General features: G+C 72.4%; 26 protein-coding genes, 1 tRNA gene and 1 pseudogene. 13 read left to right on the forward strand and 15 right to left on the reverse strand.

Annotated features, from left to right (window positions below):
- Positions 1-6: 6 nt before the first annotated feature.
- Together AC0I8G_RS05255 and AC0I8G_RS05260 are read right to left on the reverse strand one after the other, a co-directional pair.
- Positions 7-252, reverse strand: coding sequence for a hypothetical protein (locus AC0I8G_RS05255; RefSeq protein WP_471728996.1), 246 nt, complete (start codon positions 250-252; stop codon positions 7-9).
- Between the two features lie 216 nt (positions 253-468).
- Complete coding sequence (locus tag AC0I8G_RS05260; RefSeq protein WP_471728997.1) at positions 469-978, reverse strand: GNAT family N-acetyltransferase; 510 nt, start codon at positions 976-978, stop codon at positions 469-471.
- 84 nt (positions 979-1,062) lie between these two features.
- Between AC0I8G_RS05260 and AC0I8G_RS05265 the strand changes: the two genes are divergently transcribed.
- Both AC0I8G_RS05265 and AC0I8G_RS05270 read left to right on the forward strand, forming a co-directional pair.
- A complete protein-coding gene (locus AC0I8G_RS05265) occupies positions 1,063-1,716 on the forward strand; it encodes a DAK2 domain-containing protein (protein WP_471728998.1) in 654 nt (217 codons plus the stop codon).
- Between the two features lie 78 nt (positions 1,717-1,794).
- The gene (locus tag AC0I8G_RS05270; RefSeq protein WP_471728999.1) at positions 1,795-2,403 is read left to right on the forward strand and encodes a YceI family protein; all 609 of its coding nucleotides are present in this window, start codon (positions 1,795-1,797) and stop codon (positions 2,401-2,403) included.
- 3 nt (positions 2,404-2,406) lie between these two features.
- On the opposite strand, the gene AC0I8G_RS05275 is transcribed toward AC0I8G_RS05270, so the two are convergent.
- On the reverse strand, positions 2,407-3,537 hold the full coding sequence (locus tag AC0I8G_RS05275) for a lycopene cyclase family protein (protein WP_471729000.1): 1,131 nt from the start codon (positions 3,535-3,537) through the stop codon (positions 2,407-2,409).
- A gap of 47 nt (positions 3,538-3,584) precedes the next feature.
- Here AC0I8G_RS05275 and mscL point away from each other — a divergent pair, with 47 nt between their 5' ends.
- Complete coding sequence (gene mscL, locus AC0I8G_RS05280; RefSeq protein WP_471729001.1) at positions 3,585-4,025, forward strand: large conductance mechanosensitive channel protein MscL; 441 nt, start codon at positions 3,585-3,587, stop codon at positions 4,023-4,025.
- Here the strand turns inward: mscL and AC0I8G_RS05285 are convergent.
- Positions 4,022-4,306, reverse strand: a complete 285-nt coding sequence (locus tag AC0I8G_RS05285) for a hypothetical protein (RefSeq protein ID WP_328293886.1) — start codon at positions 4,304-4,306, stop codon at positions 4,022-4,024. The two genes, mscL and AC0I8G_RS05285, sit on opposite strands and share 4 nt — an antisense overlap.
- A 151-nt stretch (positions 4,307-4,457) precedes the next feature.
- Here AC0I8G_RS05285 and AC0I8G_RS05290 point away from each other — a divergent pair, with 151 nt between their 5' ends.
- Entirely contained in the window at positions 4,458-4,751 is a 294-nt protein-coding gene (locus AC0I8G_RS05290) for a hypothetical protein (RefSeq protein WP_471729002.1), read from the forward strand.
- On the opposite strand, the gene AC0I8G_RS05295 is transcribed toward AC0I8G_RS05290, so the two are convergent.
- Together AC0I8G_RS05295 and AC0I8G_RS05300 are read right to left on the reverse strand one after the other, a co-directional pair.
- Positions 4,715-6,922: a putative bifunctional diguanylate cyclase/phosphodiesterase gene (locus AC0I8G_RS05295; RefSeq protein ID WP_471729003.1), complete on the reverse strand. Its 2,208-nt coding sequence runs from the start codon at positions 6,920-6,922 to the stop codon at positions 4,715-4,717. The genes AC0I8G_RS05290 and AC0I8G_RS05295 overlap by 37 nt on opposite strands.
- 92 nt (positions 6,923-7,014) lie before the next feature.
- Complete coding sequence (locus AC0I8G_RS05300; protein ID WP_471729004.1) at positions 7,015-8,676, reverse strand: P-loop domain-containing protein; 1,662 nt, start codon at positions 8,674-8,676, stop codon at positions 7,015-7,017.
- Positions 8,677-8,742: 66 nt separating this feature from the next.
- Here AC0I8G_RS05300 and AC0I8G_RS05305 point away from each other — a divergent pair, with 66 nt between their 5' ends.
- Positions 8,743-10,377: a diguanylate cyclase gene (locus AC0I8G_RS05305; protein ID WP_471729005.1), complete on the forward strand. Its 1,635-nt coding sequence runs from the start codon at positions 8,743-8,745 to the stop codon at positions 10,375-10,377.
- A 3-nt stretch (positions 10,378-10,380) separates the two neighbouring features.
- Here AC0I8G_RS05305 and AC0I8G_RS05310 read toward each other — a convergent pair whose 3' ends face one another.
- On the reverse strand, positions 10,381-11,211 hold the full coding sequence (locus tag AC0I8G_RS05310; protein ID WP_471729006.1) for an SDR family oxidoreductase: 831 nt from the start codon (positions 11,209-11,211) through the stop codon (positions 10,381-10,383).
- Between the two features lie 447 nt (positions 11,212-11,658).
- On the opposite strand from AC0I8G_RS05310, the pseudogene AC0I8G_RS05315 reads away from it, so the two are divergent.
- Positions 11,659-11,877 (forward strand): annotated as a pseudogene (locus AC0I8G_RS05315) (PAS domain-containing protein); the annotation flags it as partial.
- 15 nt (positions 11,878-11,892) lie between these two features.
- Complete coding sequence (locus tag AC0I8G_RS05320; protein ID WP_471729221.1) at positions 11,893-12,387, forward strand: methyl-accepting chemotaxis protein; 495 nt, start codon at positions 11,893-11,895, stop codon at positions 12,385-12,387.
- A 48-nt stretch (positions 12,388-12,435) separates the two neighbouring features.
- Here the strand turns inward: AC0I8G_RS05320 and AC0I8G_RS05325 are convergent, their stop codons facing one another.
- The 6 genes from AC0I8G_RS05325 to AC0I8G_RS05350 form a co-directional block, all read right to left on the reverse strand.
- A complete protein-coding gene (locus AC0I8G_RS05325) occupies positions 12,436-12,681 on the reverse strand; it encodes a PspC domain-containing protein (RefSeq protein ID WP_471729007.1) in 246 nt (81 codons plus the stop codon).
- Between the two features lie 122 nt (positions 12,682-12,803).
- Entirely contained in the window at positions 12,804-13,448 is a 645-nt protein-coding gene (locus AC0I8G_RS05330) for a class II aldolase/adducin family protein (protein ID WP_471729008.1), read from the reverse strand.
- A gap of 1 nt (position 13,449) precedes the next feature.
- Positions 13,450-14,388, reverse strand: a complete 939-nt coding sequence (locus tag AC0I8G_RS05335; protein WP_471729009.1) for a carbohydrate kinase family protein — start codon at positions 14,386-14,388, stop codon at positions 13,450-13,452.
- Between the two features lie 89 nt (positions 14,389-14,477).
- The gene (locus AC0I8G_RS05340) at positions 14,478-15,098 is read right to left on the reverse strand and encodes a CG0192-related protein (RefSeq protein ID WP_471729010.1); all 621 of its coding nucleotides are present in this window, start codon (positions 15,096-15,098) and stop codon (positions 14,478-14,480) included.
- A gap of 9 nt (positions 15,099-15,107) precedes the next feature.
- Positions 15,108-15,539, reverse strand: a complete 432-nt coding sequence (locus AC0I8G_RS05345; RefSeq protein ID WP_471729011.1) for a PPOX class F420-dependent oxidoreductase — start codon at positions 15,537-15,539, stop codon at positions 15,108-15,110.
- A gap of 56 nt (positions 15,540-15,595) precedes the next feature.
- Entirely contained in the window at positions 15,596-16,246 is a 651-nt protein-coding gene (locus tag AC0I8G_RS05350; RefSeq protein WP_471729012.1) for a TetR/AcrR family transcriptional regulator, read from the reverse strand.
- A gap of 80 nt (positions 16,247-16,326) precedes the next feature.
- On the opposite strand from AC0I8G_RS05350, the gene AC0I8G_RS05355 reads away from it, so the two are divergent.
- The gene (locus tag AC0I8G_RS05355; protein ID WP_471729013.1) at positions 16,327-17,247 is read left to right on the forward strand and encodes an SDR family oxidoreductase; all 921 of its coding nucleotides are present in this window, start codon (positions 16,327-16,329) and stop codon (positions 17,245-17,247) included.
- Between the two features lie 26 nt (positions 17,248-17,273).
- Here AC0I8G_RS05355 and AC0I8G_RS05360 read toward each other — a convergent pair whose 3' ends face one another.
- Together AC0I8G_RS05360 and AC0I8G_RS05365 are read right to left on the reverse strand one after the other, a co-directional pair.
- Positions 17,274-18,926 carry a DNA glycosylase AlkZ-like family protein gene (locus AC0I8G_RS05360; RefSeq protein WP_471729014.1) on the reverse strand — a complete coding sequence of 551 codons (1,653 nt, stop codon included), beginning with the start codon at positions 18,924-18,926 and terminating at the stop codon, positions 17,274-17,276.
- A 126-nt stretch (positions 18,927-19,052) separates the two neighbouring features.
- Positions 19,053-19,136: transfer RNA gene (locus AC0I8G_RS05365), tRNA-Leu, on the reverse strand.
- A 167-nt stretch (positions 19,137-19,303) separates the two neighbouring features.
- On the opposite strand from AC0I8G_RS05365, the gene AC0I8G_RS05370 reads away from it, so the two are divergent.
- The 5 genes from AC0I8G_RS05370 to AC0I8G_RS05390 are packed head-to-tail and all read left to right on the forward strand — an operon-like array spanning position 19,304 to position 24,747.
- Positions 19,304-20,008 carry an FhaA domain-containing protein gene (locus AC0I8G_RS05370; protein ID WP_471729015.1) on the forward strand — a complete coding sequence of 235 codons (705 nt, stop codon included), beginning with the start codon at positions 19,304-19,306 and terminating at the stop codon, positions 20,006-20,008.
- Between the two features lie 28 nt (positions 20,009-20,036).
- Entirely contained in the window at positions 20,037-20,519 is a 483-nt protein-coding gene (locus AC0I8G_RS05375) for an FHA domain-containing protein FhaB/FipA (protein WP_328293872.1), read from the forward strand.
- A gap of 3 nt (positions 20,520-20,522) precedes the next feature.
- Positions 20,523-21,917, forward strand: a complete 1,395-nt coding sequence (locus AC0I8G_RS05380) for a PP2C family protein-serine/threonine phosphatase (RefSeq protein ID WP_471729016.1) — start codon at positions 20,523-20,525, stop codon at positions 21,915-21,917.
- Entirely contained in the window at positions 21,917-23,290 is a 1,374-nt protein-coding gene (locus tag AC0I8G_RS05385; protein WP_380257102.1) for an FtsW/RodA/SpoVE family cell cycle protein, read from the forward strand. Before AC0I8G_RS05380 ends, AC0I8G_RS05385 begins: the two co-directional genes overlap by 1 nt.
- The gene (locus AC0I8G_RS05390) at positions 23,287-24,747 is read left to right on the forward strand and encodes a peptidoglycan D,D-transpeptidase FtsI family protein (RefSeq protein ID WP_471729017.1); all 1,461 of its coding nucleotides are present in this window, start codon (positions 23,287-23,289) and stop codon (positions 24,745-24,747) included. The genes AC0I8G_RS05385 and AC0I8G_RS05390 overlap by 4 nt, the downstream gene beginning before the upstream one ends.
- The last annotated feature ends 42 nt before the right edge of the window (positions 24,748-24,789 follow it).

Below are 24,789 nucleotides of genomic sequence, written 5' to 3' on the forward strand. Positions count from 1 at the left end.
GGCGTGTCAGCGCAGGTGACCTGCGGTGACGGAGCGGAGGTGGCCGTCGGCGACGGAGCGGAGGTGGCCGTCGGTGGTCGCGGTGACCTTCGCGGCGGTCTTGACGGTGGTGGTGACGGTGGTGACGGTGCGCAGGTGACCAGTGGTGCCGGTGGGGTTCCCGGCGGCCGACGCGGCGGGCGCCAGGGCTGCGCCACCGGCGAGGAGAGCACCGGAGACGAGGACGGCGGCGAGCGTGCGGGGCATGGTCACGTCGAGCTCCAGTCAGTCAGGGCCGGGACTGAGTGTCACCGACAACCCGAGCATCGGCGGGTTCCTGAGCACGCTTGAGCACTGAGAGGTTGTTCTTGGGACTACTCTCCGTGACCTCCTGGAGTCTGCGACGTCCTGGCCGGGACGATCAGGTCCCGGAGTGCTCCAGCACCACCTCGAGGGGAACCTCGGAACCCGGGAACGCACGCCGGGGAGTCAGCGACCGGGTTCGGCGAACTCCAGGCGCATCTCCACCTCGTCCTGCGTCGGGTCGAGGTCGTAGGGGACCCGGACACCGGTGTCGCGGAAACCCCAGCGACGGTAGAAGCCCTGCGCCCTCGGGTTGTCCTCGTGGACGTGCAACGTCATGCGGGTGGCCCCGGGGCGACTGCGCGCCCAGCGCAGGACCTCGGCGAGCAACCGGTCCGCGAGCCCTGCACCCCGGTGGGCGGGATCGACGAAGACGGAGACGAGGAACAGTCCCTCCTGCGGGTGGGTGAAGGCGCTCATGGTGCCCACCCAGCGTTCGCCGGCCTGGGCGACGACGGTGGAACTCCCCGGTTCGCGGGTGCGGCGGACGCGGAAGCGCCACTCGGCCTCGTCGTGGTGGCGGGCCGTCTCGAGGGTCTCGGTGAAGGCCAGCGGGGTGTCCTCGAGCATGCGCAGACGGAGGTCGCGCCAGCGCCGCCAGTCGGCCTCCTCGACCCCCCTCAGCACCACGTCCACGCTGCCACACTAGAGGTGGCGATCCGTCGCACCGCGTGCCACGCTCGTTCGGAGCGTGATCCTCGGCGTTGAGGAAGGTGCACCGTGAAGGAACGACAGACGACCCGCGTGGCGACGGACGTCGCCACCCCGGTGGAGAACGTCCTGGAACTGCGCGAGGACGGACGCAGGGTCGCAGCGGTCGCGGGGACGCGGGTGGCCGACCTGGACGTGCGACGCGTGCTGGCCTGGTGGCGAGGTTTCGAGGAGCAGGTGTCCTCCCGGGGGGAGGAACTGCGCGGCCTCGGCCCGGAACTCGAGGAGGCGGCCCGCGCCGCCGACGCGATCCTGGCGAAGACGCCGCCGGTCCTGGCCGCGGACGTGTTCGACGCCGTCGCGGTCGGGTTCGCCTCCGTCCCCGGCATCCCCACCCTGCTCGGGCCGTGGTTCGCGGAGTTCGCGCGGTCCTGCGGTCGCGAGGCCGGCACCCACGAACTGGCCGACGCGGCCTGGGCCGGGATGTTCGCCGTCCAGCGCGCCGGAGCACCCGCACCGGGTGCCGGGTCGCTCGTCGACGCGATGGCGCCGGCCGCCGACGCCCTCGCCGGGGCCGACGTCGCGGACGTCCCGGCGGTAGCCGCTCTGCACGCCGCCTACCGCGCCGCGGCCGACGGGACCCGGCACACCGTCGTCGACGGGGTCGTGGACCCGGGAGCCCTCGTGGTGACCTGGTTCTTCGAACGGGGCACCGTCGTCTGAAGTAGTTGACGCTTGAACGACCGCCGTGTACCGTCGGGGTTGAGCAGTTGAAGCTGCAAACACCTAGCGGAGGTCACCATGGGCTGGTTCGGCGGAAAGACCAAGGACGCGGAGTCCACCACCACGACGACGACGGGCGCACTGCCCGCCGTCCCCGGCTACCTGGCCGGGACGTGGACCATCGACGCCTCGCACTCCGAGGTGTCCTTCACGGTGCGCCACATGGCCGTCAGCAAGGTGCGCGGTCGCCTGGGCTCGGTGTCCGGCGAGATCGTCACCAGCCAGGACCCGGCCGGCTCGGCCGTCACCGCCGAGGTCGACGTCACCACCGTGACGACGTTCAACGAGCAGCGCGACGGCCACATCAAGAGCGGCGACTTCTTCGAGATCGAGAACCACCCCACCGCCTCGTTCCGCTCCACCTCGCTGACCCACGACGGCGACGACTTCGTCCTCACCGGCGACCTGACCCTCAAGGGCGTCACCCGGCCCATCACCCTCGGCCTCGAGGTCTCCGGCTTCGGCCCCGACGCCTACGGCGGCACCCGCGCCGGGTTCTCGGCCAAGGGCACCATCAACCGTCGCGACTTCGGCCTCTCCTTCGACGCGAAGCTCGACAACGGTGGCCTCGTCGTCTCCGACAAGGTCGACCTCGAGCTCGACATCGAAGCCGTCCTCAACGCCTGACCCTCACCTCCCACCCGTGATCTTGCTGGGAATCCCAGCAAGATCACGGTCGAGGAGGGTGCGGAGCATGGCGGAGCGGGGGGACGTCGCCATCAGGCGGAGGTCCTCGACGGGGTTCGTGGAACCGTCGAGGAAACCCAGCACGCGGTGGACCGGGTTGCGCCGGAACAGGTCCACGAAGAACCGGGCACCGTCCACCCGGCCGGTGGCCATCGCCTGCAGGACGAGGGAGTCCATGAGCAGGTGCCGCGGCCGGTGCGCCGGCGGCAACCGCAACTCCTTCCCCCGCACCGCCTGCCGGGCGAGATCGTCCGCCTGGTGCTGCAGGGCCGTGAACGAGTAGCCCGTCGAGGGACGGACCGAACCGGAGTTCGCCCCCCAGCGCAGCACCCGCGGGTCCCCCGACGTCGGGAACCGCGCGTCGGTCATCGGGATGACCCCGCGCTCCTCCCCCAGCACCTCGTGCGCCCCGATCGCCGCGCGCTCCAGGTACGAACCCAGCCGGTCCCGGTACTGCTCGTCGGTGAGCAGGTCGAAGGAGAACTCGGTGTACTCGACGAGCGCCTCCGTCGGCGACGTCGGCAGGACGTAGCCGAACGCGACCCCGCCCGCGGGCTGCGGCGTGCGGAAGTCCATCAACGTGACCGTGCGCGGGTCGAAGACCGGGCGGGCGGTGCGGATCCGGTGGCCCAGGAAGTGCTGCCACAGCAGCGTGCGACCCGTGCGCGGCACCGGAACGGGCCGGGTGTCGACGACCCGGCCCGCCAGCGACGCGGGGTCGTCGACGACCTGTTCGAGGATCGGGACGCCGTGAGCGGCGAGGCGCTCGCGGACGGCCCGGTCGAGGTCGGTGGAGTGCAGCATCCGGTAGCGCCACGAGCCGAGGTCGGCCGTGACGGCCGCGTCCTCCCCCACGACGCGGACCCGGGGCCAGGACGCGGCGACGAGGTGACCGAACGGCCCCGGACCGCTCGCCCCCCAGGTGCTCCAGGTGCGGTCCTGGGTCCGCTGGGTCGCCCCTCGGGGGGCCTCGACCACGTCGAAGGGGACGGCGGTGCCGGCCAGGCGCCAGGCCAGGCTCGAGCCCGCCGCCCCGAGGCCGACGATCGTGAGTCTGGTGCGCGTGTGATCCACGCCCCTAGGGTCGGTCACGGACCACTGAGCTCGAGAAGGGGACTCCCGTGAACATCGTCAACGGTTTCAAGGACTTCATCCTGCGGGGCAACGTCATCGACCTGGCGGTCGCGGTCGTCATCGGTGCGGCGTTCTCGGGGATCATCAAGTCCGTCGTCGATGGGCTCATCAACCCGATCATCGCCGCGATCGGCGGCGCGCCCGACCTGAACGGGACGTGGGTCATCAAGCTCCGCGTGATCGACGGGCAGATCGTCGGCATCCAGGTCGGGACCATCGTCGGCGCGGTCATCAACTTCCTGATCATCGCGGCCGCCGTCTACTTCCTGATCGTCGTCCCGATCAACCGCCTGCTCGCCCTCCGCAAGCGGGGCGAGGTCGCGGAGCCCAAGTCCCCGTCCGAGGACATCCTGCTGCTCACCGAGATCCGCGACCTGCTCGCGCGTCAGTCCGGCGGGACCACGCCGACCCTGGACACCAGGGACTAGCGGGTGCCGGTGGGCCCGTCGTCGCCGGGGACGGCCTCGGCGAGGTCCTCCGCGGAGATCTGCACCCCGGCCGTCGGGTCACCCGCGCCGGTCCCGTCCGCGACGTCGTCCTCGAGCCCGAACGGGTCCTGGGGGTCGCGGGCGGGGCTGGGGATCGGGCCGGAGTCGGAGGAGCGGGCGTTCTCGCGGCTCCCGCCCTCCTCGACGGCGTGGACCTCGGCGTTGTCGAAGACGTCGACCTGATCGGTGCTCTCGTTGCTGTCGGTGCTCTCGGTGCTCATCCGCCCACCCTGCGGGGTGCGGCGTGCCCCCGCACGCGGGAGTTCCCACCTCGTCCTGACCCCGTCCTGGGCGAGATCACAGGATCGGTGCCGACCGTCGGGAGGAAACCGCCCGCTGTGGGCGGTGGGCACCGCGTTCGAGGAGTCCCCTGTGAGTGAGCCGTTCACCCAGCCGATCGCCGGCCCCGCCGCGCCGGGCCGGTCGCCGTGGTGGCAGAAGCCGGTCGTCGCGATCGCGACGGTCGTCGTCGTCACCGGCCTGACCGGCGGGGTCGCATACGCCGCGACCCGCGGTGACGCCGCCGGCGGCACCACCCAGGAGCAGTCCGGGTTCCCGGGCGGCGGCCAGTTCGGCCGCCACCCGACGGGCGGCCGGCCCGGCCAGGTGCCGGGCGGCACCCAGCAGGGTCAGACCTGGCGCGGCGCGGGCGCCCCCACGACCTGATCCCGCCGCGCTCCGGCCGCCAGCCAGGCCGCGAACTCCGCCGGCGGCAACGGCCGCGCGTGCAGGTAGCCCTGCGACTCGTCGACGTCGAGGCCCCGCAGGACCGTCAGGGTCGCCTCGTCCTCGACCCCCTCCGCGACGACGCGCAGCCCCAGCCGGTGCGCGAGCGCCACGGTGGCCTCGACGATCTCGGCGGTGCGGGGTTCGGTGAGCACGCGCATCGTGAAGGCGCGGTCCAGCTTGAGCTCCGTCGCGGGCAGGTCGGTCAGGTAGGCCAGCGAGGAGTAGCCCGTCCCGTAGTCGTCGATGCTCAGCTGGACCCCGCGGCGGGTCAGCTCGTGGGTGACGGCGAGGGCCAGGTCGGGGTCGGCCATGAGGGTCGTCTCGGTCACCTCGAGGACGAGGCGGCCCGGGGCGAGGCCGGTCTGCTCGAGGACGCGGTCGACCAGGCACAGCAGGCCCGGGTGCGTCAGCGACGACGCGGACAGGTTCACCGAGATGCGCAGCGGCACGCCGCCGTCGCTCCAGGGCCTCGACTCCTCGACCGCCCGCTGGAGCAGGTGCACGGTCAGGGCGTCCATCAGACCGTGCTCCTCGACGAGGTCGAGGAAGGTCAACGGGGGCAGCAGTCCGCGCGTGGGGTGCTGCCAGCGGACGAGCGCCTCGACCCCGACCACCCGACGGGTCACCACGTCGAGCTGCGGTTGGTAGTGCACGGCGATCTCGCGCCGCATCTGCTGCTCCCCGGCGCCGACGAGGGCCTTCAGGTCGGCCACCAGCGCGGCCCGGTCGCGCAGCCGGGCGTCGACCTCACAGTCGTAGAGGCTGACGCCCCCGCCGGAGGTCTTCGCGGTGTACATCGCGGCGTCGGCCTGGCGCAGCAACCGGTCGGGGTCGAAACCTCCGGCGGGCAGCGACCGCACCCCGATGCTGAGCCCGATCTCGACCTGCGCGGCGACGGCCCGGTGCACCGTGGCGGCGATCTCGACGGCCTGGTCCTCGTCCCGGCCCGGCATGACGACGGCGAACTCGTCACCGCCGATGCGGGTGAGCACGGCGTCGGCGGGCAGGGCCCGCCGCACGCTCACCGCGACGCGACGCAGCAGGTCGTCGCCGGCGTGGTGGCCCTGCCGGTCGTTGACCTCCTTGAAGTGGTCGACGTCGAGCAGCAGCATCGCCGCGGGCAGACCCCGCCCGACGAGGTCCTCGAGTTCGCGGACCAGCGCGCGCCGGTTGCCGACCCCGGTGAGCTCGTCGGTGAGGGCCTGGTGGCGTGACTCGGCCAGCTGGGCGAGCTCGCGGACCAGGTGCACGACGCGGAAGGTGATGCCGAGGATGGCGGCCGAGGCGTAGGCCGTCGCGTGCCAGCCGTCGGCCCGTCCGTCGGCGACGAGCACCACCACGGCGAGAGCGAGCACGATGAGCGCGCCGACCGCCGGGGCCTGGCTCGTCGCGGCTACGGGAACCGGTCGCCCGCGACGGGTGGAGGCGTAGGCGATGACCAGGAACGCGAGCGTCCACGCGGCCTGGCCGTGGACGGCGTCACCGGGGTGCCCGCGCAGGGTCGAGCTGACGAGTCCGACGCCGACGAGCGCCGCCACGATCAGCCACGTGCGGGGGTCCCGGGAGAGGCCGCCGACGCCGGCGACCGTCAGGGCGGTCCCGAGCAGGATGACCAGCGACCCCGCGACCAGCAGCCAGAGCTGCACCTTCCAGTCGGGCCACCCGGGCGGCAGGAGGTGGAAGCGCTGCTCGGCGACGATCCCGGCGCCGGCGCAGGCCAGCACCGCGCTGAGGCCGTTGAGGAAGTCACCGGGGTCGGAGGTGTAGGTGCGGAAGCGGTTCCAGCGCACCAGCCCCTGGTAGGCGAGGGGGATCGCCGCGAGGACGCACCCACCGAGGAGCCCGAGGCTCCGCTCGCCCGTGACGAGGGCCAGCACCGGCGGGACGCCCACGACCACCGACGCGGCCGCGAACCAGCGCCAGACGACGTCGTCGGTGCGGCGCTGCGCCCCGCGGGCGAGGACCAGGACGGCCACCAGGTGGGCGCCCGCGAGCAGCGCGGACGACACGGGCCGGCCCACCGGGAGGAGCAGGGCCGCGCCCACGGCGACGCAGGCCAGGGCGACGACCGTCACCCTGGCGTCCGGCCGGGTCGCGCTGTTCGTCACTGCTAGGGGATCGACGGGGTGGTCCCGGTTCTGGCTGGGCCGATCGGTGGGTTCGGGACCTGGTCCCGGTCAGCGCCCGGTCCGCGTCCCGGTCAGCGCTCCGGTTGCGGCAGCCGGCGGACCCGGAGGACGCGGAGCCGGTTGAGGGCGGCGGCCACCTCGTGCCGGCGGGGAACGGCGACGTCGGCCGGTGAACCGTCGACCCAGTCCGCGACCGGACCGGCGAGGTCGGCGTCGAGGAGGTCGAGGACCTGCGCCAGCGTGCGCCGGCCGTCGAGGTGACCGGCCGCGACGGCGTGGTCGAGGGCCAACCCCGCCCCGGTGACCTGGCCGGCGTCGGTGAACTGACGGACGGCGCGGACGTCCACGTCCTGCTCGCCGAAGCGGAGGGTGTCGGTGCCGACGGCCGAGATCCGCCGCCTCCCCTTCACGGTCGGGTCGACGCTGCCCGGTTCCGGGACGCGGGGGCGGACGGGCGGGAACCGGCCCGCCTCCACGACCCGGCCGGTCGGGCGGGCGGCGACCTCACGGGCCCGGGCGGTGATGTCGGTGCAGCGGTAGGAGTCCATCAGCAGCACCCGGTCGGCGACGTCGAGGTAGTCCCCCGAGGCGCCGACGACGAGGACGGTCGAGACGCCGTGGTCCTCGCCGAGCGAGCGGACGAGGTCGACGAAGGGGTTCAGCGGTTCCGAGGTCTTGGCGACGAGTTCCTGCATGCGCGCGTCGCGGACCATGAGGTTGCTCGCCGCGGTGTCCTCGTCGATCAGCAGCAGCCGCGACCCGGCCTCGAGCGCCTCCAGGGTCGCCGCGGCCTGCGACGTCGACCCCGAGGCGTCGGCGGTGGAGAAGTCACGGGGGTCCAGCCCGCCCGGCAGGCCGGTGACGAAGGCGCCGACGTCGACGCGGGTGACGTTGCGGCCGTCCTCCGCCCGGATCGCGACGGCGTCGCCGGTGGTGACGACCAGGTCGCGACCGTCGCCCGGCACGTGGTCGTGGACACCGGCCTCCAGAGCCCGCAGCAGCGTCGACTTGCCGTGGAAGCCGCCGCCGACGATCACGGTCACGCCCGTGGGGATCCCCAGGCCCGTGGTCGCACCCCGGTGCGGCAGGTCGACGCTCACCCGCAGCGACTCCGGGGAGGCGAAGGGAACGGCGTCACGGGCGGGTCGGTCGTCGACGCCGCTGGCCCGCGGCAGCACCGCACCGTCGGCGACGAAGGCGACGAGCCCCCTCCCGGGGAGGGCGCGGCGCAGGTGGTCGGCGTCCTCGACGGCGTCGACGAACGCGCGGGCCTGCTCGAGGTCGACGCCGAGGACGTGGTCCGCGAGCAGGTCGGGGAGCTCCCGGGTGAGGTCGGCCGCGGCCGTGCGGCCGTCGATCCGTCGTCGCGGACCCGGCAGGTGGTAGCCGAGGCGCAGCAGCGCACTCCCGTCGGCCGAGACCTCGAAACTGCTGCGCTGCAGCACCTCCTGGCCGCCGGCGTCGATCCGGAAGGCGGACCGCGGGGTGGCGGCCGAGCGGGCCAGGAACCCCGCGAGGGCCCGACGCCGGACGGCAGGACGCAGGTCGAGCGCCGCGAACGGGGTGTCGGCGAGACGCACCTCCCACCGCGACGGTGGCGCGAACGGGTCGGCCTGGGTGTGCGTCAGCGTCGCCGTGACCCCGGGTGCCAGCGGCCAGGGCCGACCGGTCAGCGAGCGGTACCGGGCGTACGGGCCCCCGTCGAGTCGCTCCAGGGTCTCGTGCAGATCCACGCGGGCCAATGATCCTTCCGGGTGGGGCACTGTCAAGGTGAGCCGCCCGTGGTCGATGCTGTCAGGGTGCTGACGGAGCGTGCCCAGGGCGACGCGACAGCGACCGACGACACGTCGGACCTGCTGGCGCGCTCCGAGGCTGCCCGCACCCGGGGCGACTACCGCGGCGGCCGATTGCTGGCCGAGCAGGCGGTGGCGATCGCCGCCGCCGCCGGGGACGACACCGCACTGGCCCTGGCCCTGCGGCTCGTCTGCAACCAGGCCCTGCGCCTGGGCGACGTCGAGGACGCCGCCCGCGCCGGCAACGAGGCCGTGCTGGTCGCCGAACGGCTCGGCGACCGGGGCGGACAGGTCGACGCGCTGAACCTGCTGTCCTTCGCCTACCTGAACCTCGCCCTCTACGACGAGGCGCTGGAGTCGATCGAGCGCAGCATCGAACGCGCCCTCACCCTCGACGACCCGGAGCTGCGCTCGGGCACGTTCAACCGGGCCGGGACGATCCGGTCCGCGATGGGCGACTTCGCCGAGGCCGCACAACTCTTCGACCGCGCGTCCGAGGAGATCGCCGGCGGCGGGGTGTCGAGCGAGACGGTGTTCTGCCTCCTGACGAACACGGCCGACCTCGTGGTGCAGGAGGCGCACTCCGGACGCGAGGTCGACACCGACCGGCTGCACCGCGGGGTCGACCTCTCCCAGCGCGCGCTCGTCCTCGCCCACGAGGTCGGGAACCCCTACCGGCAGGCGTTGTCGCTGCTGAACTCCGGAACCCTGTCGGCGTACCTGGGTGACGCCGAGGTCGCCGAGACGACCCTGGCCACCGCCATGGCCCTCACCCGTGAGCACGGGTACCGCGGACTGGAGGTCGGGGTGCTGGAGACCCTGGCGATGGACGCGCAACGCCGCCGCGCGTTCGCCGAGGCGGTCGAACGGTTCGACGACGTCGTCGCCCTGGCCACGGAGGTCCACGACGCGAGCGTGCTCGCCCGGGCGTTCCACAACACCGCCCAGTGCCACGAGGAACTCGGGCAGTTCCGCGAGGCCCTCGCCGCCTACCGCCGCTTCCACGACCTCGAGTCGACGCAGCGGACCCAGACGGCCGAGGTGCGGGCCCGGCTCCTCGGGCAGACGGTGGAACTCAGCGAGCTGCGCCACGAGGCGGCGTCGCTGGGTCGCCAGGCCCACGAGGACCCGCTGACCGGTCTGGACAACCGCCGGTCCTTCGACGTCGCCCTGCCGGAACTCCTGGCGGGTGCCTGCGAGCGCGACCTCGTCTGCGTCGCCCTGCTCGACGTCGACCACTTCAAACGGGTCAACGACACGTTCGGCCACGCCGTGGGCGACGAGGTCCTGCGACGGCTGGGGGTGATCATGCGCGAGGAGGTCCGCCGTCGTGACGTGCTCGCCCGCATCGGGGGTGAGGAGTTCGCCCTGGTCTGCCTGCTGCCCGGCCCCGAACGCGTCGACCACCTCGCCGACGGGATGCAGTTGCGGCTGGACCGCTTGCGCCGCAAGGTGTCCGAGACCTGCTGGGACGAGGTGGTCCCGGGCTTGCACGTCACCGTCTCGATCGGGGCGGTCCTCACCGGCGTGGGCGGTGCGCGCAGCGCGGACGACCTGCTGCGCGCGGCCGACGAGTTGCTGTACGCGGCGAAGGCCGCCGGACGCGACCGCGTGCTGACGCGGCACCTCACCGTCCGCTGATCCTCACCGCCCGGCGAGGACGTCCTCGAGGCTGCGCGCGGGATGGCCCGTGACGGATTCCACGTCGTCCGAGACGACGTCGAGCTCGCCCTTCGCGATGGCCGTGTAGGTGCTGACCCACCCCTCCACCATCCAGTCGGGCGCGCCGAAACCCGCCCGCGCGTCGTAGGCCTCCTCCAGCGTCTCCTCGACGTAGGTGACCTCCCGACCCTGGACGCGGGAGATCGTCGCGGCGATCTCGGAGAACGTCAGCGCCTGCGGACCCGTCAGGTCGTAGCTGCGGCCGGCGTGGGCGTCGTCGAGGAGGGCGGCGACCGCGACCTCGGCGACGTCGGCGCGGGCGACCGCACCCACCCGGCCCGCTCCGCCCGGACCGCGCAGCGCTCCCTCGACGACGAACTCCGGGAGGATGTCGGAGTAGAAGGAGTCGCGCAGGAACGTCGTCCCGAACTTCCCCGCGCTCAGCATCTCCTCGGTGGCGAAGTGGTCGCGACCGAAGGTGAACGTGCAGTCCGCGGCGGCGTTGAGGAACGACGTGTAGACGACCCGCTGCACCCCCGCCGCGGCCGCGGCCTCCACGACCGAGCGGTGCTGGTCGAGGCGGTGCTCGTCCTCGGCCGCGGAGGCGAAGAACAGCGTGTGGACCCCGTGGAACGCGTGCTTCAGCGCCTTCGCGTCGCCGTAGCCCGCGGTCCGCACCCCGGCCCCCGGCAGGTCCGGGGCGCGGGAGGCGTCACGCACGACGAGTCGCTGCTGGACACCGGCCGAGGACAGCGCCCGGGCGATCCGGCCGCCGACCGCTCCGGTGGCGCCGGTGACTGCGATGAGGTCCATGGCTCCAGACTGCCATCGCCGGGCCGCGCACGGTCACCCCACGACCGCGTGGCGCCCGTCGTCCGAGTCACCGGACGGCGTCGCGACGCACGCTCCCTCAAGGGACGGTCACACCTGCCGATACCGCAGGGGCGAGGCTTCGTCCGGAGCCCCTGACGACCGTCGGCCGGCTAGATGGATGTGGTCCCCTTGTGGAGCAAGAAGACGAAGCAGGCCGTGGAAACCGACCGGTTGCGGACGGCGGCCTCGACCTCGGCGGAGCACGACCACGAGGTCACGGCGCTCCGCGCGCAGCTGGAGGAGCTCCAGCACGCGAACGGCGCCAGCGCTGAGCGCTACGACCTGATGGTGCAGGCCGCCGGCATCGGCCTGTGGGACATGGACGTCGTCGCCCACGACCCCGTCAACCCCCGGAACCGGTTCAACTGGTCCCCGCAGTTCCGCCACATGCTGGGCTTCCGGGACGAGCGGGACTTCCCCGACGTCCTCGACAGCTGGGGCTCGCGGTTGCACCCGGAGGACGCACCGGCCACGGTCGCCGCGTTCCTCGCTCACCTCACCGACCGCACCGGCCGCACCCCCTACGACATCGAGTACCGCCTCAAGCTCAAGGACGGCAGCTACCGCTGGTTCGTCGCCACGGGCGCGACCAAGCGCAGCCCCGACGGCACGCCCCTGCGGGTGGCCGGAGCGCTGCGCGACATCCACCAGGAGAAGAGCCTGCAGGACGTCGCCGAGCAGCAGGTCGGCCAGCTCACGGATTCCACGTCCCGCCTCGCGGGCGTCAGCGCCGACCTGTCGATGGCCGTGGCCGCCGCCGTCACCCGGGCCACCGAGGCCGCTCGTGCCGTCGGCGAGCTGGACGCGAGCAGCGCGCAGATCGGGACCGTCGTCAAGCTCATCACCGCGATCGCCTCCCAGACCAACCTCCTGGCGCTGAACGCCACCATCGAGGCCGCCCGCGCCGGGGAGGCCGGACGCGGTTTCGCGGTCGTGGCCAGCGAGGTCAAGGAGCTGGCCACCGAGACGGGCCGGGCCACGGAGAACATCTCCCAGCAGATCCAGGACATCCGCGCCCAGACGAGCGCGGCGGTGTCCAGCATCCGCGACATCGAGGCCACGATCCAGGCGCTCGCCGTGACCCAGCAGGCGATCGACGAGCTGGTCCAGGGCTGACCTCCACCGCGCGGGGAGCACCACCCTGCCGCGACGGACTCCGGAGGATCAGCCGGCGGGGTGGGTGGTCGCGGCGGCCGCGGCACCCCGCGACGGCATGAGCACCCACAGCACCGGGTAGATCAGCACCTGGCTGCCGGGGACCACGACGAGGGTCGCGATGAAGACGGCGCGCATCACCCAGGGGTCCAGCCCGAAGCGTTCGGCGAGGCCGGCGCAGACCCCGCCGAGGAGACGGCGGTCCTGCGGGCGGGACAGTCCCTGGCGGGCGAAGCCGGTGTGGATGGCGTTCACGGTGGTGCTCCTTCGTCGTGGCGTTCCGCACCGTGCGGTGCCGATGGCTCAACTGTGCCGCCACCGGGTCACCCCGACATCGGGGACGAACCCTGAACGATCCCCGAGTCGACCCTGGCTCCCTACCCCCGGGCCGGCGGGGGCTGGCCGTAGTCGGCGAACTTCGCCACGACGCGTTCGATCTCGTCGGCCGGGAGTGCCGCGGGTTCCGCGACGGCGGCCGCGCGCAGGTAGACGTCGCACAACCACTCCAGCTGCCGCGCCCGGTCGTAGGCACCCCGCAGGTCCCCGCCCGTCGTGAGGGTCCCGTGGTGCTTCAGGATCACCGCGCTCCGACCCTCCAGGGACCGGGAGGCGTTGTCGCGCAACTCGTCCGTGCCGAACGTGGCGTACGGGGCGACGAGGACGGAACCGCCGAACATCGCGATCTGGTAGTGCACGGGCGGGAGTTCCTCGCGCAGCAACGACAGCGCCGTCGCGGCCGGGGAGTGGGTGTGCACGACCGCCCCGGCCCCGTGCTCGCGGTAGGCCACGAGGTGCAGCGGGAGTTCCGAGGTGGGTCTCAGCGAACCCGCCACGACCTTCCCGGCGAGGTCGACGACGACGACGTCCGAGACCGTCATCGACCCGTAGTCCGTTCCACTCGGGGTGACGGCGACGAGGTCCCCCGCGCGCACCGACACGTTCCCCGACGTGCCCACCACGAGCCCGTCGGAGACCATCCGCCGGGCGAACTCCACGACCTCTTCCCGTTCACGCTCCAGCACGTCAGCCCCGCCCCGTCCGGCGGAACTCCTCGACCTGGGCGAGGTCGACGATGCCGGCGTCGGAGCCGAGCCCGGTGGCGACGAGGCTGCCGCAGGCCAGGCCGCGGTCGGCGGCGGCGATCAGGTCGAGCCCTTCCAGCAACCCGGAGACGAAACCCGACGTGAACGCGTCCCCGCAGCCCGTGGTGTCCACGACGTCGACGTCGAACGCGGGGACGACGGTCTCGGCCTCACCGTTGCGGGCGACGCTGACGCCGTCGCCGCCGAGGGTGAGGACGGTGCAGCCGACCCCCTTGGCGTGCAACCAGGTGATGATCTCGGCGCGGTCCTCGGTGCCGACGAGCCACCCGGCCTCCTCGATGTTCGGCATGAGGTAGTCGACGTGCGGCAGGACGGGTTCGAGGAGTTCCGCGGCGTCGGGGCGCGGGCTCATGAGGAAGTCGACGGTGGTGGTCAGTCCGAGCTCCTTGGCCTTCTGCAGGATCCGGCCGGCGGGTTCGCCGTCGATGCCCGGCAGGACGAACAACCCGCCGAGGTGGAAGACCTGCGCCTGCGCGACGACGTCCCACGGGACGTCCTCCTCCCGCAGCCCCGCGTTCGCGCCGATGACGTGCAGCGCCGGCCGGGAACCGTCGGCGCGGATCGGCAGCAGGCTCGCCGAGGTCTGCCGGTCGGGGTCGGTGAGCAGGTGGTCGACGTTCACGCCGTAGCCGGTCATGGTGGTGCGGACGAAGTCACCGATGGTGTCCGCACCGACCCGGCCGACGCTGGCCACGTCGACGCCGAGCTTCGCGAGGTTCACCGACGGTGCGGCCGCGGTCCCGGCGACGGTGAACCGGATCTGCTCCAGCGGGGCGAGCTGCTGTCCCGGCGGGACGGCCGTGAACGGCCACCCCAGCGCGTCGGCGATGTGCGCTCCGAAGGAGACGACCTGCGGCATCGAACGTCCTCTCGTCGGGACGGTCGACGTCGATCCGCCCTCGTGATCTTCCGCGCCAGTCTCGGAGCATCCCCTCCCACCCGCAAGGCTCAGGAGGTGGCGACGGCGAGCACGGCGGACCGGTCCTCTCCCCAGGAGGCGGTGAGGGTCTCACCGGCGGGCACGTCGCCGCCGAGCACGCGCTGCACGACGAGGTCACCTGCGGCGGTCGTGATCGTGGTGACCGCGCCGGCCGTCGTGACCTGGACCGATGTGATCGTCGGGGCGTCCGACGCCGATCCGCTGCCCCGGGCCGTGGCGTGCTTGGGGCCGGGTTCGAAGCGCCCGTCGACGGCGACCTGGATGTCCGCCTCGGTGCCACCGGTGACGATCGCGCGGTGCAGGACGTCGGCGTAGACGGGATCGCCGACCGCGTCGTAGACCCAGCGCGGTCCGAGGACGGAGTGGTCCATCGTCGTGACCAGGAACTCCTCCGCCCCCTCCAGCGGAGCCGCGCGGTAGGTCAGCGGCGCCTGCAGCACCGGTCCCTCACCGACCCGGACGAGCATCGTCTCGACCCCGACCTCACCGGCGGGGTCGTCGAAGCGGAACCGGCCGACCTGGAGCAGTTCCGCGCCGGCCGCGACCCCGCTCCAGGGTTGCCGCGGCAACCAGTCGGACAGCGCCTCGAGCTTGGTGGGCGTGAGCTGCGCCCGGTGGATGACGGCCATGCGCCGAAGCTACTGCGGCGGCTGCCCGTAGACGTGCCCGACGGGCAGCCGGACGACACGCCGCCGGTCGGCGACCATCGCGCGGCGGTAGTCGTCCCAGTCCGGGTGCTCACCCGCGAGCGCCCGGTAGAGGTCGACGAGTTCCTCGACGGCCTCGTCGTCCTCGCGCTCGGCGACGGCGGAGAGGGTGGCGTCGCCCTCGACGACGACCCAGCTCCAGAAGTCGGGGGAGGTGACGTGCAGGCTGGCGCGCGGGTCGCGTTCGAGGTTCTTGGACTTGGCGCGGCCGGCGGTGACGGAGATGCGGATCAGGCCGGTGGCCCGGTCGAAGTGGTGGCTGACGTTGGACAGCTGCGGTCGCCCGTCGCGCTTCAGCGTCACGAGGACGCTGTTGCGGGTGGAGGCGACGAGGTCGAGCAGGTCGTTCTGCGGGTCCGTCATGGGGGAGGAAGTCCGGGGCGGGCGCCGTTCTTCCCCGTGGTCCGGTGGAGCGACCCTCAGAGCCGCGGTTCCCGCACGGAGAGTCCGGCGAGGAAGGTCGCGACGAGTTCGCGGACGCCGGTGGTGAAGTCGATGCGGAAGACGGCGAGTTCGGGGTTCTCCCGGTAGGCCTGGAGCATCCCCTCCGACGGGCGGCACATCGACCACAGCCCGGCGATGGTCACCAGGACGACACCGGTGACCGCCATGGCGCGGGGGCCGTCGTCCGGCCCGACGAGGCGGGCGAGGCGGCGCGCGAGGTGCAGCGACGCCCGCTTGTGGGTGGCGGCGACCTCGGCGGAGACGTTGTGCTCGAGGATCCCGGTCGAGGCGGAGACGAGTTCGCAGAACCGGGGGCGGGCGGCGGCGGTCTCGGCGATGGCGAGGGCCAGGACCTCGGGGTCCTGGTCGCCGTCGAGGCGCTGCTCGAGGGCGTCCAGCCACTCCGCGTGGGCGCGGTCGAGGAGTTCCAGCAGCACGGCCTCGCGGGACTCGAAGTAGCGCAGCAGGTTCGACTTGGCCAGGCCGACGCGGCGGGCGAGTTCGTTGAGGCCGAGGTCGGCGACCCGCACCTCGTCGAGGTACTCCCCCGCGGTCGTGAGGATCGCTTCGCGGCGCGCGGCGCGCTGGTCGTCGGTGCGCGCACGGACGAAGGACTGCTGGGACATGACTTCCTTAGAGACCGTCGGTCTGTTACCTTTCCAACAGACCACCGGTCTGATGGTCCCACGAATCCCCAGGAGTCACCGTGTACGCAGTCCCCGACCAGTCCGGGCGCCGCATCGTCGTCACCGGCGCCAACAGCGGCACCGGCAAGGAGGCCGCGAAGCGCCTCGCCGGCGCGGGGGCCTCCGTCGTCCTCGCCGTCCGCACGCCCGCCAAGGGCGAGGCCGCCGCCCGGGAGATCGCCGAGGCGGTGCCCGGCGCGGACCTCACCGTCCGGCGCCTGGACCTGGCCGACCTCGCGAGCGTCCGCGAGTTCGCCGACGGGATCCGCGCCGACGGCCGCCTCGACACCCTCGTCAACAACGCCGGCGTGATGATCCCGCCGCAGCGGATCCTCACCGCCGACGGTTTCGAGCTGCAGTTCGGGACGAACTTCCTCGGGCCGTTCGCCCTGACCGTGCACCTGCTGCCGCTGCTGCTGGAAGGCCCCGCGCCGCGGGTCGCGACCATGTCGAGCGCGGCCGCCGGGTTCGGGCGGCTGCACGTCCGCGACCTCAACTGGGCCGCGCGCTACCGCCCGGCACTGGCCTACGCGCAGTCGAAGCTCGCGGACACGCTCCTGGGGCTGCGGCTGGCCGAACTGTCCCGGGACAACGGCTGGGGTCTGCTCAGCACGATCGCCCACCCCGGTTACACCCGCACGAACCTGCAGACCGCCGGCCGCAACCTCGGCCGCACCGTGGACCTCCCGCCCGTGCGGCACACCGTGATCCCCTCGCAGGAACCGTGGCAGGGCGCCGAACCGCTGCTGTTCGCCGCCGCGGACCCGGCGGCCGAGCAGGGCGGTTTCTACGGACCCTCCCGCCTCGGACTGGTGGGTCCGAGCAAGCAGGTGGCGATCCCGCGCAGCGCCAGGGGGCAGGACCTGCCGCGGGTCGCGTGGGCGATCGGGGAGCACCTGACGGGCGTCCGGTCGAGCACCGCCGTGGGCTCCCTGACCTGAGGTGGAGTCGTCCGGGGCCGGGCCGGTCAGGAGGGGAGCTCGTAGCGCGAGGTCCTGCGCTCTCCGACCAGGGCCAGTGTCCCCCGGTCCGTCAGCGCCTTGAGCAGTCGACGCGCCTCGACGGGCGTCACCTGACACAGGTCTGCGGCCTGGGCACGGGTGATCGAGCCGTAGGACCGGACGTACCCGAGTACCATCTGCTCCTGCTGGAGCGGATCCATCCCTCGAACCCTCACGTAGGCGTTGCGGTCCTGTGCCAGGTCGTAGAACCTCGCCGTGAGGTGGAACCTCCTGTTGCGACCGCTGCCCCTCGCCTCGAGCACGCCGCGTTCGAGGAGGTGAGTGGTCGTGGCTCTCACCGACGCGACGGTCCGCATGAGGGACTCCGAGAGTTCCGCGTTCGTGGCGGAGCCCTGAGCCTTGACGTCGTGGAGGACACGGAGTTCGTCGAGCCCCAGCGACTGCTGGTGATCGTTCTCGAAGGAGACGAGGAAGCGGACGAGGTCGAGGTCAGCTGTCGCCAACGGGACCGAGACGTCCACCGACGAGGTGGTGGAACCCGAGTAGTCCGGGACCTCGCGTCCCGCTCGCAACTGGGACTCGAACATCTCGTTGACGCCCTTGCCCTTGCGCTCCACCAGCCCGGCACGCTTGAAGGCGTCCGCGAGGATCGGACTCCGAGGGCGGCTCTGCTCCAGGAGGTTGAACACGGTGATCCCGGGCGGGAAGCCTCCTGGACTGTTCACGGAGAAGTGCGTCGAACTGAGCCGGACCGCCGTCGGACCGACCTCGGCGTAGTCCCGGTGCACGAGGGCGTTGGCGACCGATTCGCGCCGGGTCTGCTCTGCGAGGAGAGGAACATCGATGCGCAGCAATCCGCTCATCAGCTCCGTACTGGTGTTCCGGACGTCCAGGTGCCTGGCGACCTCTGCTGCGGCGAACAGCAGCGGAGCGACGAACCGGACGCTGATGGAGGAGTCCACCCTCGCGTCCTGGAAGAGGACCTCTGCGGTGGGAAGCCAGCGCTGCACAGCGGGCACGGTGCCGAAGAGCAGCACCGCTCCCAGGCCCAGCACGTCGTCCGGTCCGAGCACCCCCAACGCAGAACAGATGTCGCGATCGGACAGGCGCGCGATCTCCGCGTCTCCCGATCGTGAGCACAGTCGTCGGAAGCGGTCGAACTCCCGCGAGTCCAGATCGTCGAACGTGGCGCCACGAGCGGGGGTGGCGGCGTAGTCGATCCCGCGCGTGACCAGTCCGAGACTGACGACCTCGTGCGGCGTCATGGGACGGCACTCGGGCCGTCCCTTGCTGTTGAGCGCCCGCCGGACGAAGAGTCCCTTCTTCGTGGCGATCGGACCGGGCTGGGCGCGTGGAACCTCGATGACGACGACGTCACCACCGCTCCGGGGCACGACGGTGACGTCGACGGGGTGGGCCGGCTCGGTCTTGTTCTGCACCAGGCCAGCCACCTGCGCCGGGTCGGTGCGCGAGCCGTGCCGTGGGGCGGCGCCGCTCACACTGCCGTCGTCCTCGACCCCCAGGAGGAGAACCCCACCGTCGCCGTTGGCCAGGCAGGTGACGGCCTCGACGAGATCGCTGTCCGAGATGGAACCGCGCTCGAACTCGACGGTGAACGTCTCGCCCCCCTCGAGGAGAGCATCGATGTCGGAGACCACGAATCATTGTTATGCAAAGTTATGGTGTCGATCAAGGGGTCACCGGCGGAGATCAAAGATGTTGAACGGCATGACGCCCGGGAACGACGAAGGCCCCGGTCTCTCGACCGGGGCCTTCACCATCTGTGCGCGAGGGGGGAGTTGAACCCCCACGCCCTTTCGGGCACACGGACCTGAACCGTGCGCGTCTGCCTATTCCGCCACTCGCGCAGACCTCTAAACCGTACCAGCCCCCGGACGGTCCGGAGGACACGGGCAGGACGGCTCATCACGACAGCTCCACCGGCGTGCACCGCGTCCACACCGGCAGGAGGGGGCGTCCCGGCTACCATGCCGAGGGCTGGACCATCGGTGACGATCTTGGGAGGAGGCTCGACGTGGGAGTCCTGGACCGCTTCGAACGCGGCGTGGAACGCGCCGTCAACGGCGTCTTCGCGCGGGCCTTCCGCAGCGAGGTGCAGCCCGTCGAGGTCGCGAGCGCCCTGCGCCGTGAGCTGGACGACCGGGCGGCCGTGCTGTCCCGCGGGCGCACGCTCGTCCCGAACAGCTTCATCGTCGAGCTCGGCCCCGCCGACCACGAGAAGATCGCCTCCTGGCAGGACACCCTCGCCGACGAGCTCGTCGCGGCGGTGACCCAGCACGCCGAGAAGCAGCGCTACTCCTTCGTGGGCCCGGTCCGCGTCGACTTCCACGAGGCCGACGACCTGGAGACGGGCGTCTTCCGCGTCCTCTCCTCCACCGTCAAGGGCCGGGTCGCCCCGTCCACCCCGAAGACCGCCGACGCGGGCCGGCCGCGGCTCGAGGTCGACGGGCGCGGCTACGTGCTGGCGGAGTCGGTGACGGTCATCGGCCGCGGTTCCGACGCGGACGTCGTCGTCGACGACCCGGGCGTCTCGCGCCGCCACGCCGAGATCCGCGTCGTGGGCCAGGGAGCACGGCTGTCCGACCTCAGCTCCACCAACGGCACCTTCGTCGACGGCGAACGGGTCTCCTCGATGGACCTCTTCGACGGCACGACGATCACCGTGGGGCGCACCAGGCTGGTGTTCCACTCCGCGCGCCGGGACGAGGGCTGGACGTGACCCCGGGCGCGGCGAGGGGAACGGCTCCGTGAGCGAACTGACCCTCACCGTCCTGCGACTGGGGCTGTTGATCGTCATCTGGCTCTTCGTCCTCGCGATCGTCAGCGTCCTGCGCGCCGACCTGCTGGGCACGAGGGTCACCACCCGCCGGACGGAACGGGCGAGGGCGAAGCCGCCGCGCGAGGCCGCCCAACCCCCGGAACCGGTGCGCCCCAAGCGGGCGACCCTCGTCGTCACCGAGGGTTCGCTGCGCGGGACGACGCTCAGCCTCGGCCAGGCCGCCGTCCTCATCGGCCGCGGCGCCGACTGCACGCTCGTCCTCGACGACGAGTACGCCTCGACCAAGCACGTGCGGATCACCGCGAACCCCGCCGGTGACGGCTGGGTCGTGGAGGACCTGCAGTCCACGAACGGAACCGTCCTCGGTCGCGAGAAGCTGACCACCCCCGCCCCCTTCGAGCCCGGCACGCCGTTGCGCATCGGCAAGACCGTGCTCGAACTCCGGAGGTAGCCCGTGGCCATCGCGCTGAACTACGCCGCGCGCTCCGACGTCGGACTCGGACGCAGCAACAACCAGGACTCCGGCTACGCCGGGCCGCACCTGCTCGTGATCGCCGACGGGATGGGCGGTCACGCCGGTGGTGACGTCGCGAGCTCGCTCGCCGTCGGGGAGCTCTCCGTCCTCGACGGGGAGTCGCACGGCAGCGACGACGCCGCCCAGCACCTGCACACCGCCCTCGACGCCGCCAACGGGCAGTTGCGCCGCCGGGTCGAGGACGAACCCGACCTGTCCGGGATGGGCACCACGGTCACCGCGATCCTGCGGGCGGGCAGCCGACTCGTCCTCGCCCACATCGGCGACTCGCGCGGCTACCTGCTGCGCGAGGGTCAGCTCACGCAGCTGACGAAGGACCACAGCTACGTGCAGAGCCTCATCGACGAGGGCCGGATCAGCCCCGAGGAGGCCGAACGCCACCCGCAACGTTCGGTGATCATGCGCGTCCTCACCGGTCGCGACGACGACGAGGCCGACGTCTCGGTCCGCGAGGCGAAGCCGGGCGACCGCTACCTGCTCTGCAGCGACGGGCTGTCCGGCGTCGTCAGCCACGAGACCCTCACCGAGACGCTCGCCGCGGGGATGGACCCCGACGCGACGTGCCAGCGCCTCGTGGAACTGGCGCTGCGCGGTGGGGGTCCGGACAACATCTCCTGCATCGTCGCCGACGTCGTCGAACTCGGGGGCGGGCCACCGCCCTCCACCACCCCGCAGGTCGTGGGCGCCGCGGCGTTCCACCGTCCCCGCCGCTCCTCCGCCGCCGGCACCCCGGCGGCCCGCGCCGCCGCCCTGCGCGCGCGGCTGGAGGACTCCGGCGACGACTCGGAGGACGACGATCAGCCGCCCCTGACCGAGCGCGAACGCCGACGGCGTCGCCGCCGCTGGATCGCCGGGCCCGTGCTGCTGGTCCTGCTGCTCGTCGCCGGCGGTTTCGGCGGCTGGCGGTGGAGCCAGCAGCAGTACTTCGTCGGGGTCGACGGGAAGACCGTCGCGGTCTACCAGGGCCTCACCCAGGACATCGGCCCGTTGTCCACGTCGCACGTGCTGGAGTCGACCGACATCTCCGTCTCCGACCTGCCCACCTACTGGTCGACCCGCGTCGAGGCGAGGATCTCGGCGCGCGACCTCGCCGGGGCCCACGACACGGTGCAGAACCTCGAGGACCTCGCCGCCGCCTGCCGCGCGGCCACCGCACCCTCTCCCGCGACACCCGCGAGCGTGCCGACGGTGCCCACGCCCGCGTCCACGGACGCACCCACGGGGTCTCCCAGCGCGACCCCGAGCGCGACCGCGACCCCGAGCGCGAGCCCCACGCAGACGTTGACCCCCGAGGACTGCGGAGGTGCCGGCTGATGGCGACCGTGCTGCCCGTCTACCCCACCACCCGCCGCAACGTGGAACTGCTGCTCGTGCTGCTCGCCGTCGTCATCGCCGGCGGCGCCTGGGCCGTCGTCGGGCTGACCATCGACGGGGCGCTGCCCCCGAACCTCTTCGCCTACGCCGGCGGTCTGGGGGGTCTCGCGGTCCTGCTGCACCTGGTCCTGCGCTGGCGCGCGAAGCACGCCGACCCGCTGCTGCTGCCCGTCGCGACCCTGCTCAACGGCATCGGGCTGGTGATGATCCACCGCCTCGACGAGGCGCTGGACACCTCCTCGGCGTCCCGGCAGTTCCTCTGGTCGGCGCTGGGGATCATCGCGGCCGGAGTCGTGCTGGTGTTCGTGCGCGACCACCGCATCCTGCGTCGCTACACCTGGACGGCGGCCGTCGCCGGTCTCGTCCTGCTGCTGCTGCCGATGGTCCCCGGCCTGGGCCGCACCGTGAACGGCGCCCGGATCTGGATCGGTCTCGCCGGGTTCACCTTCCAGCCCGGGGAACTCGCGAAGATCTGCCTGGCGATCTTCTTCGCCGGCTACCTCGTCGTGCACCGGGACGCGTTGAGCCTCACCGGCCGCAAGGTGCTGTTCCTGCAGCTGCCGCGCGCCCGCGACCTCGGCCCGATCCTGCTGGCGTGGGTCGCGAGCATCGGGATCCTGGTGCTGCAGCGCGACCTCGGGACGTCCCTGCTGTTCTTCGGGTTGTTCGTCGCGGTGCTCTACGTCTCGACCGAGCGGGTCAGCTGGATCGTGCTCGGGCTGCTGATGTTCTCCGCCGCCGCGGTGTTCGCGGCGCGGACGATGGGCCACGTCGAGGCCCGCGTCGACATCTGGCTGCACCCCTTCACGGCCGAGAACCGCACCGGTTCCAGCTTCCAGCTCGTGCAGGGGTTGTACGGCATGGCCAACGGGGGCCTGCTCGGCACCGGCCTCGGTGAGGGCCGCCCGCAGACCGTCCCGTACGCCAACTCCGACTTCATCTACTCCTCCCTCGGGGAGGAGCTCGGCCTCGTCGGGCTGTTCGCCGTCCTGATCCTCTACGTGGTGCTCGTCGAGCGGGGCATGCGCACCGCGATCGGCGTCCGCGACGGGTTCGGGAAGCTGCTCGCCGCCGGTCTGGCGTTCTCGGTGACCCTGCAGGTGTTCGTCGTCGTCGGCGGCGTCACCCGCGTCATCCCGCTGACCGGTCTGACGATGCCGTTCCTCGCCGCCGGCGGGTCCTCGCTGGTGTCGAACTGGATCGTCGTGGCCCTGCTGCTGCGGGTCTCCGACCTCGCCCGTCGTCCCGCCGCGGAGGTCCGCAACGGCCCCGACGGCGACACGGGCGTGACCCAGGCGGTGAGGATCCCGTGAACCGGCCCCTGCGACGCCTGTCCCTCGTCGTCGCCTTCCTGTTCTTCGCGCTGTTCGCCTCGACGACGTGGATCCAGTTCCTGCGCGCCGACCAGCTCAACGCGATGCCGGGGAACTCGCGGCAGCTCTACGCGGAGTTCGGCCGGGAACGCGGCGCGATCCTCGTCGACGGCGGGGCCGCGATCGCGTCCAGCGTGCCCTCCGACGACCAGTACGACCGGCTGCGCACCTACGCCGCGGGCCAGTTGTACGCGCCCGTGACGGGCTACTACTCGCTGCGCTACGGCACCTCGGGCATCGAGCGGGCCGAGAACGACGTCCTCGCCGGGTCCGCCGACGAGCTGTTCTACCGCAACCTCTCCAGCCTGCTCACGGGCGAACAGCCCAAGGGCGCCTCCGTCACGCTGACGCTGCGGCCCAAGGTCCAGCAGGCCGCGTGGGACGCCCTCGACGGGCGCAAGGGAGCCGTCGTCGCGCTCGACCCGGACACCGGCGACGTCCTCGCGATGGTCTCCAGCCCGACCTACGACCCGAACACCCTGGCCACCCACGACGGGGACGCCGAGGCGCAGTCCTGGAAGTCGCTGAACGCCGACGAGGACGACCCGCTCGTCAACCGGGCCACCGGCTCGCTCTACCCGCCGGGGTCGACGTTCAAGCTCGTGACCGCCGCCGCGGCGTTGGAGAGCGGCGACTACGCCGCCGACACCCAGCTCGACGGACCGCAGGAACTCGCGCTGCCGCAGACCAGCAACACCCTGAAGAACGACGAGGGCACCGCCTGCGGCCCGGGCGACAAGGTGTCGCTGGCCGACGCCCTGAAGATCTCCTGCAACACCGCGTTCGGTTCGCTCGGCCTGAAGCTCGGCGCCGACACCATCGAGTCGCAGGCGGCGAAGTTCGGGTTCGGGCAGTCGCTGTCCATCCCGACCTCCGTCGCGACCAGCCGCTACCCCACGGGTGACGCCGTCGCCGGGCCGCTGCTGGCCTACTCCGCGATCGGCCAAGGCAGCGACGTCGCGACGCCGTTGCAGGTCGCGATGCTCTCGGCCGGCATCGCCAACGACGGGGTCGTCATGAAGCCCAACCTCATCGCCAACGTGCGCGACTCCGACTCCGCCGACGTCATCGAGGAACCGGCGCCGGAAGAACTCGGCCGCGCCGTCAGTTCCGGCACGGCGAAGACGTTGCAGCAGATGATGGAGCTCGTCGTCTCCTCCGGCACCGGCACCCGGGCCCAGATCGACGGCGCCACGGTCGGGGGGAAGACGGGGACCGCGCAGCACGGGGCAGGCCTGCCGCCCTACGCCTGGTTCACCTCCTTCGCGGAGAAGGGCGGCAAGAAGGTCGCCGTCGCCGTCGTGATCGAGGACGGCGGGTCGACCGAGAGCGCCTACGGTGGACGGTTGTCCGCGCCGGTGGCCAAGACGGTGATGGAGGCGGCGCTCGATGGGTGAGACGGACGCTCGCCGGGCAGGATCAACAGGAGAAGCGGGACG

The organism is Kineococcus sp. AC630 (assembly GCF_979255925.1).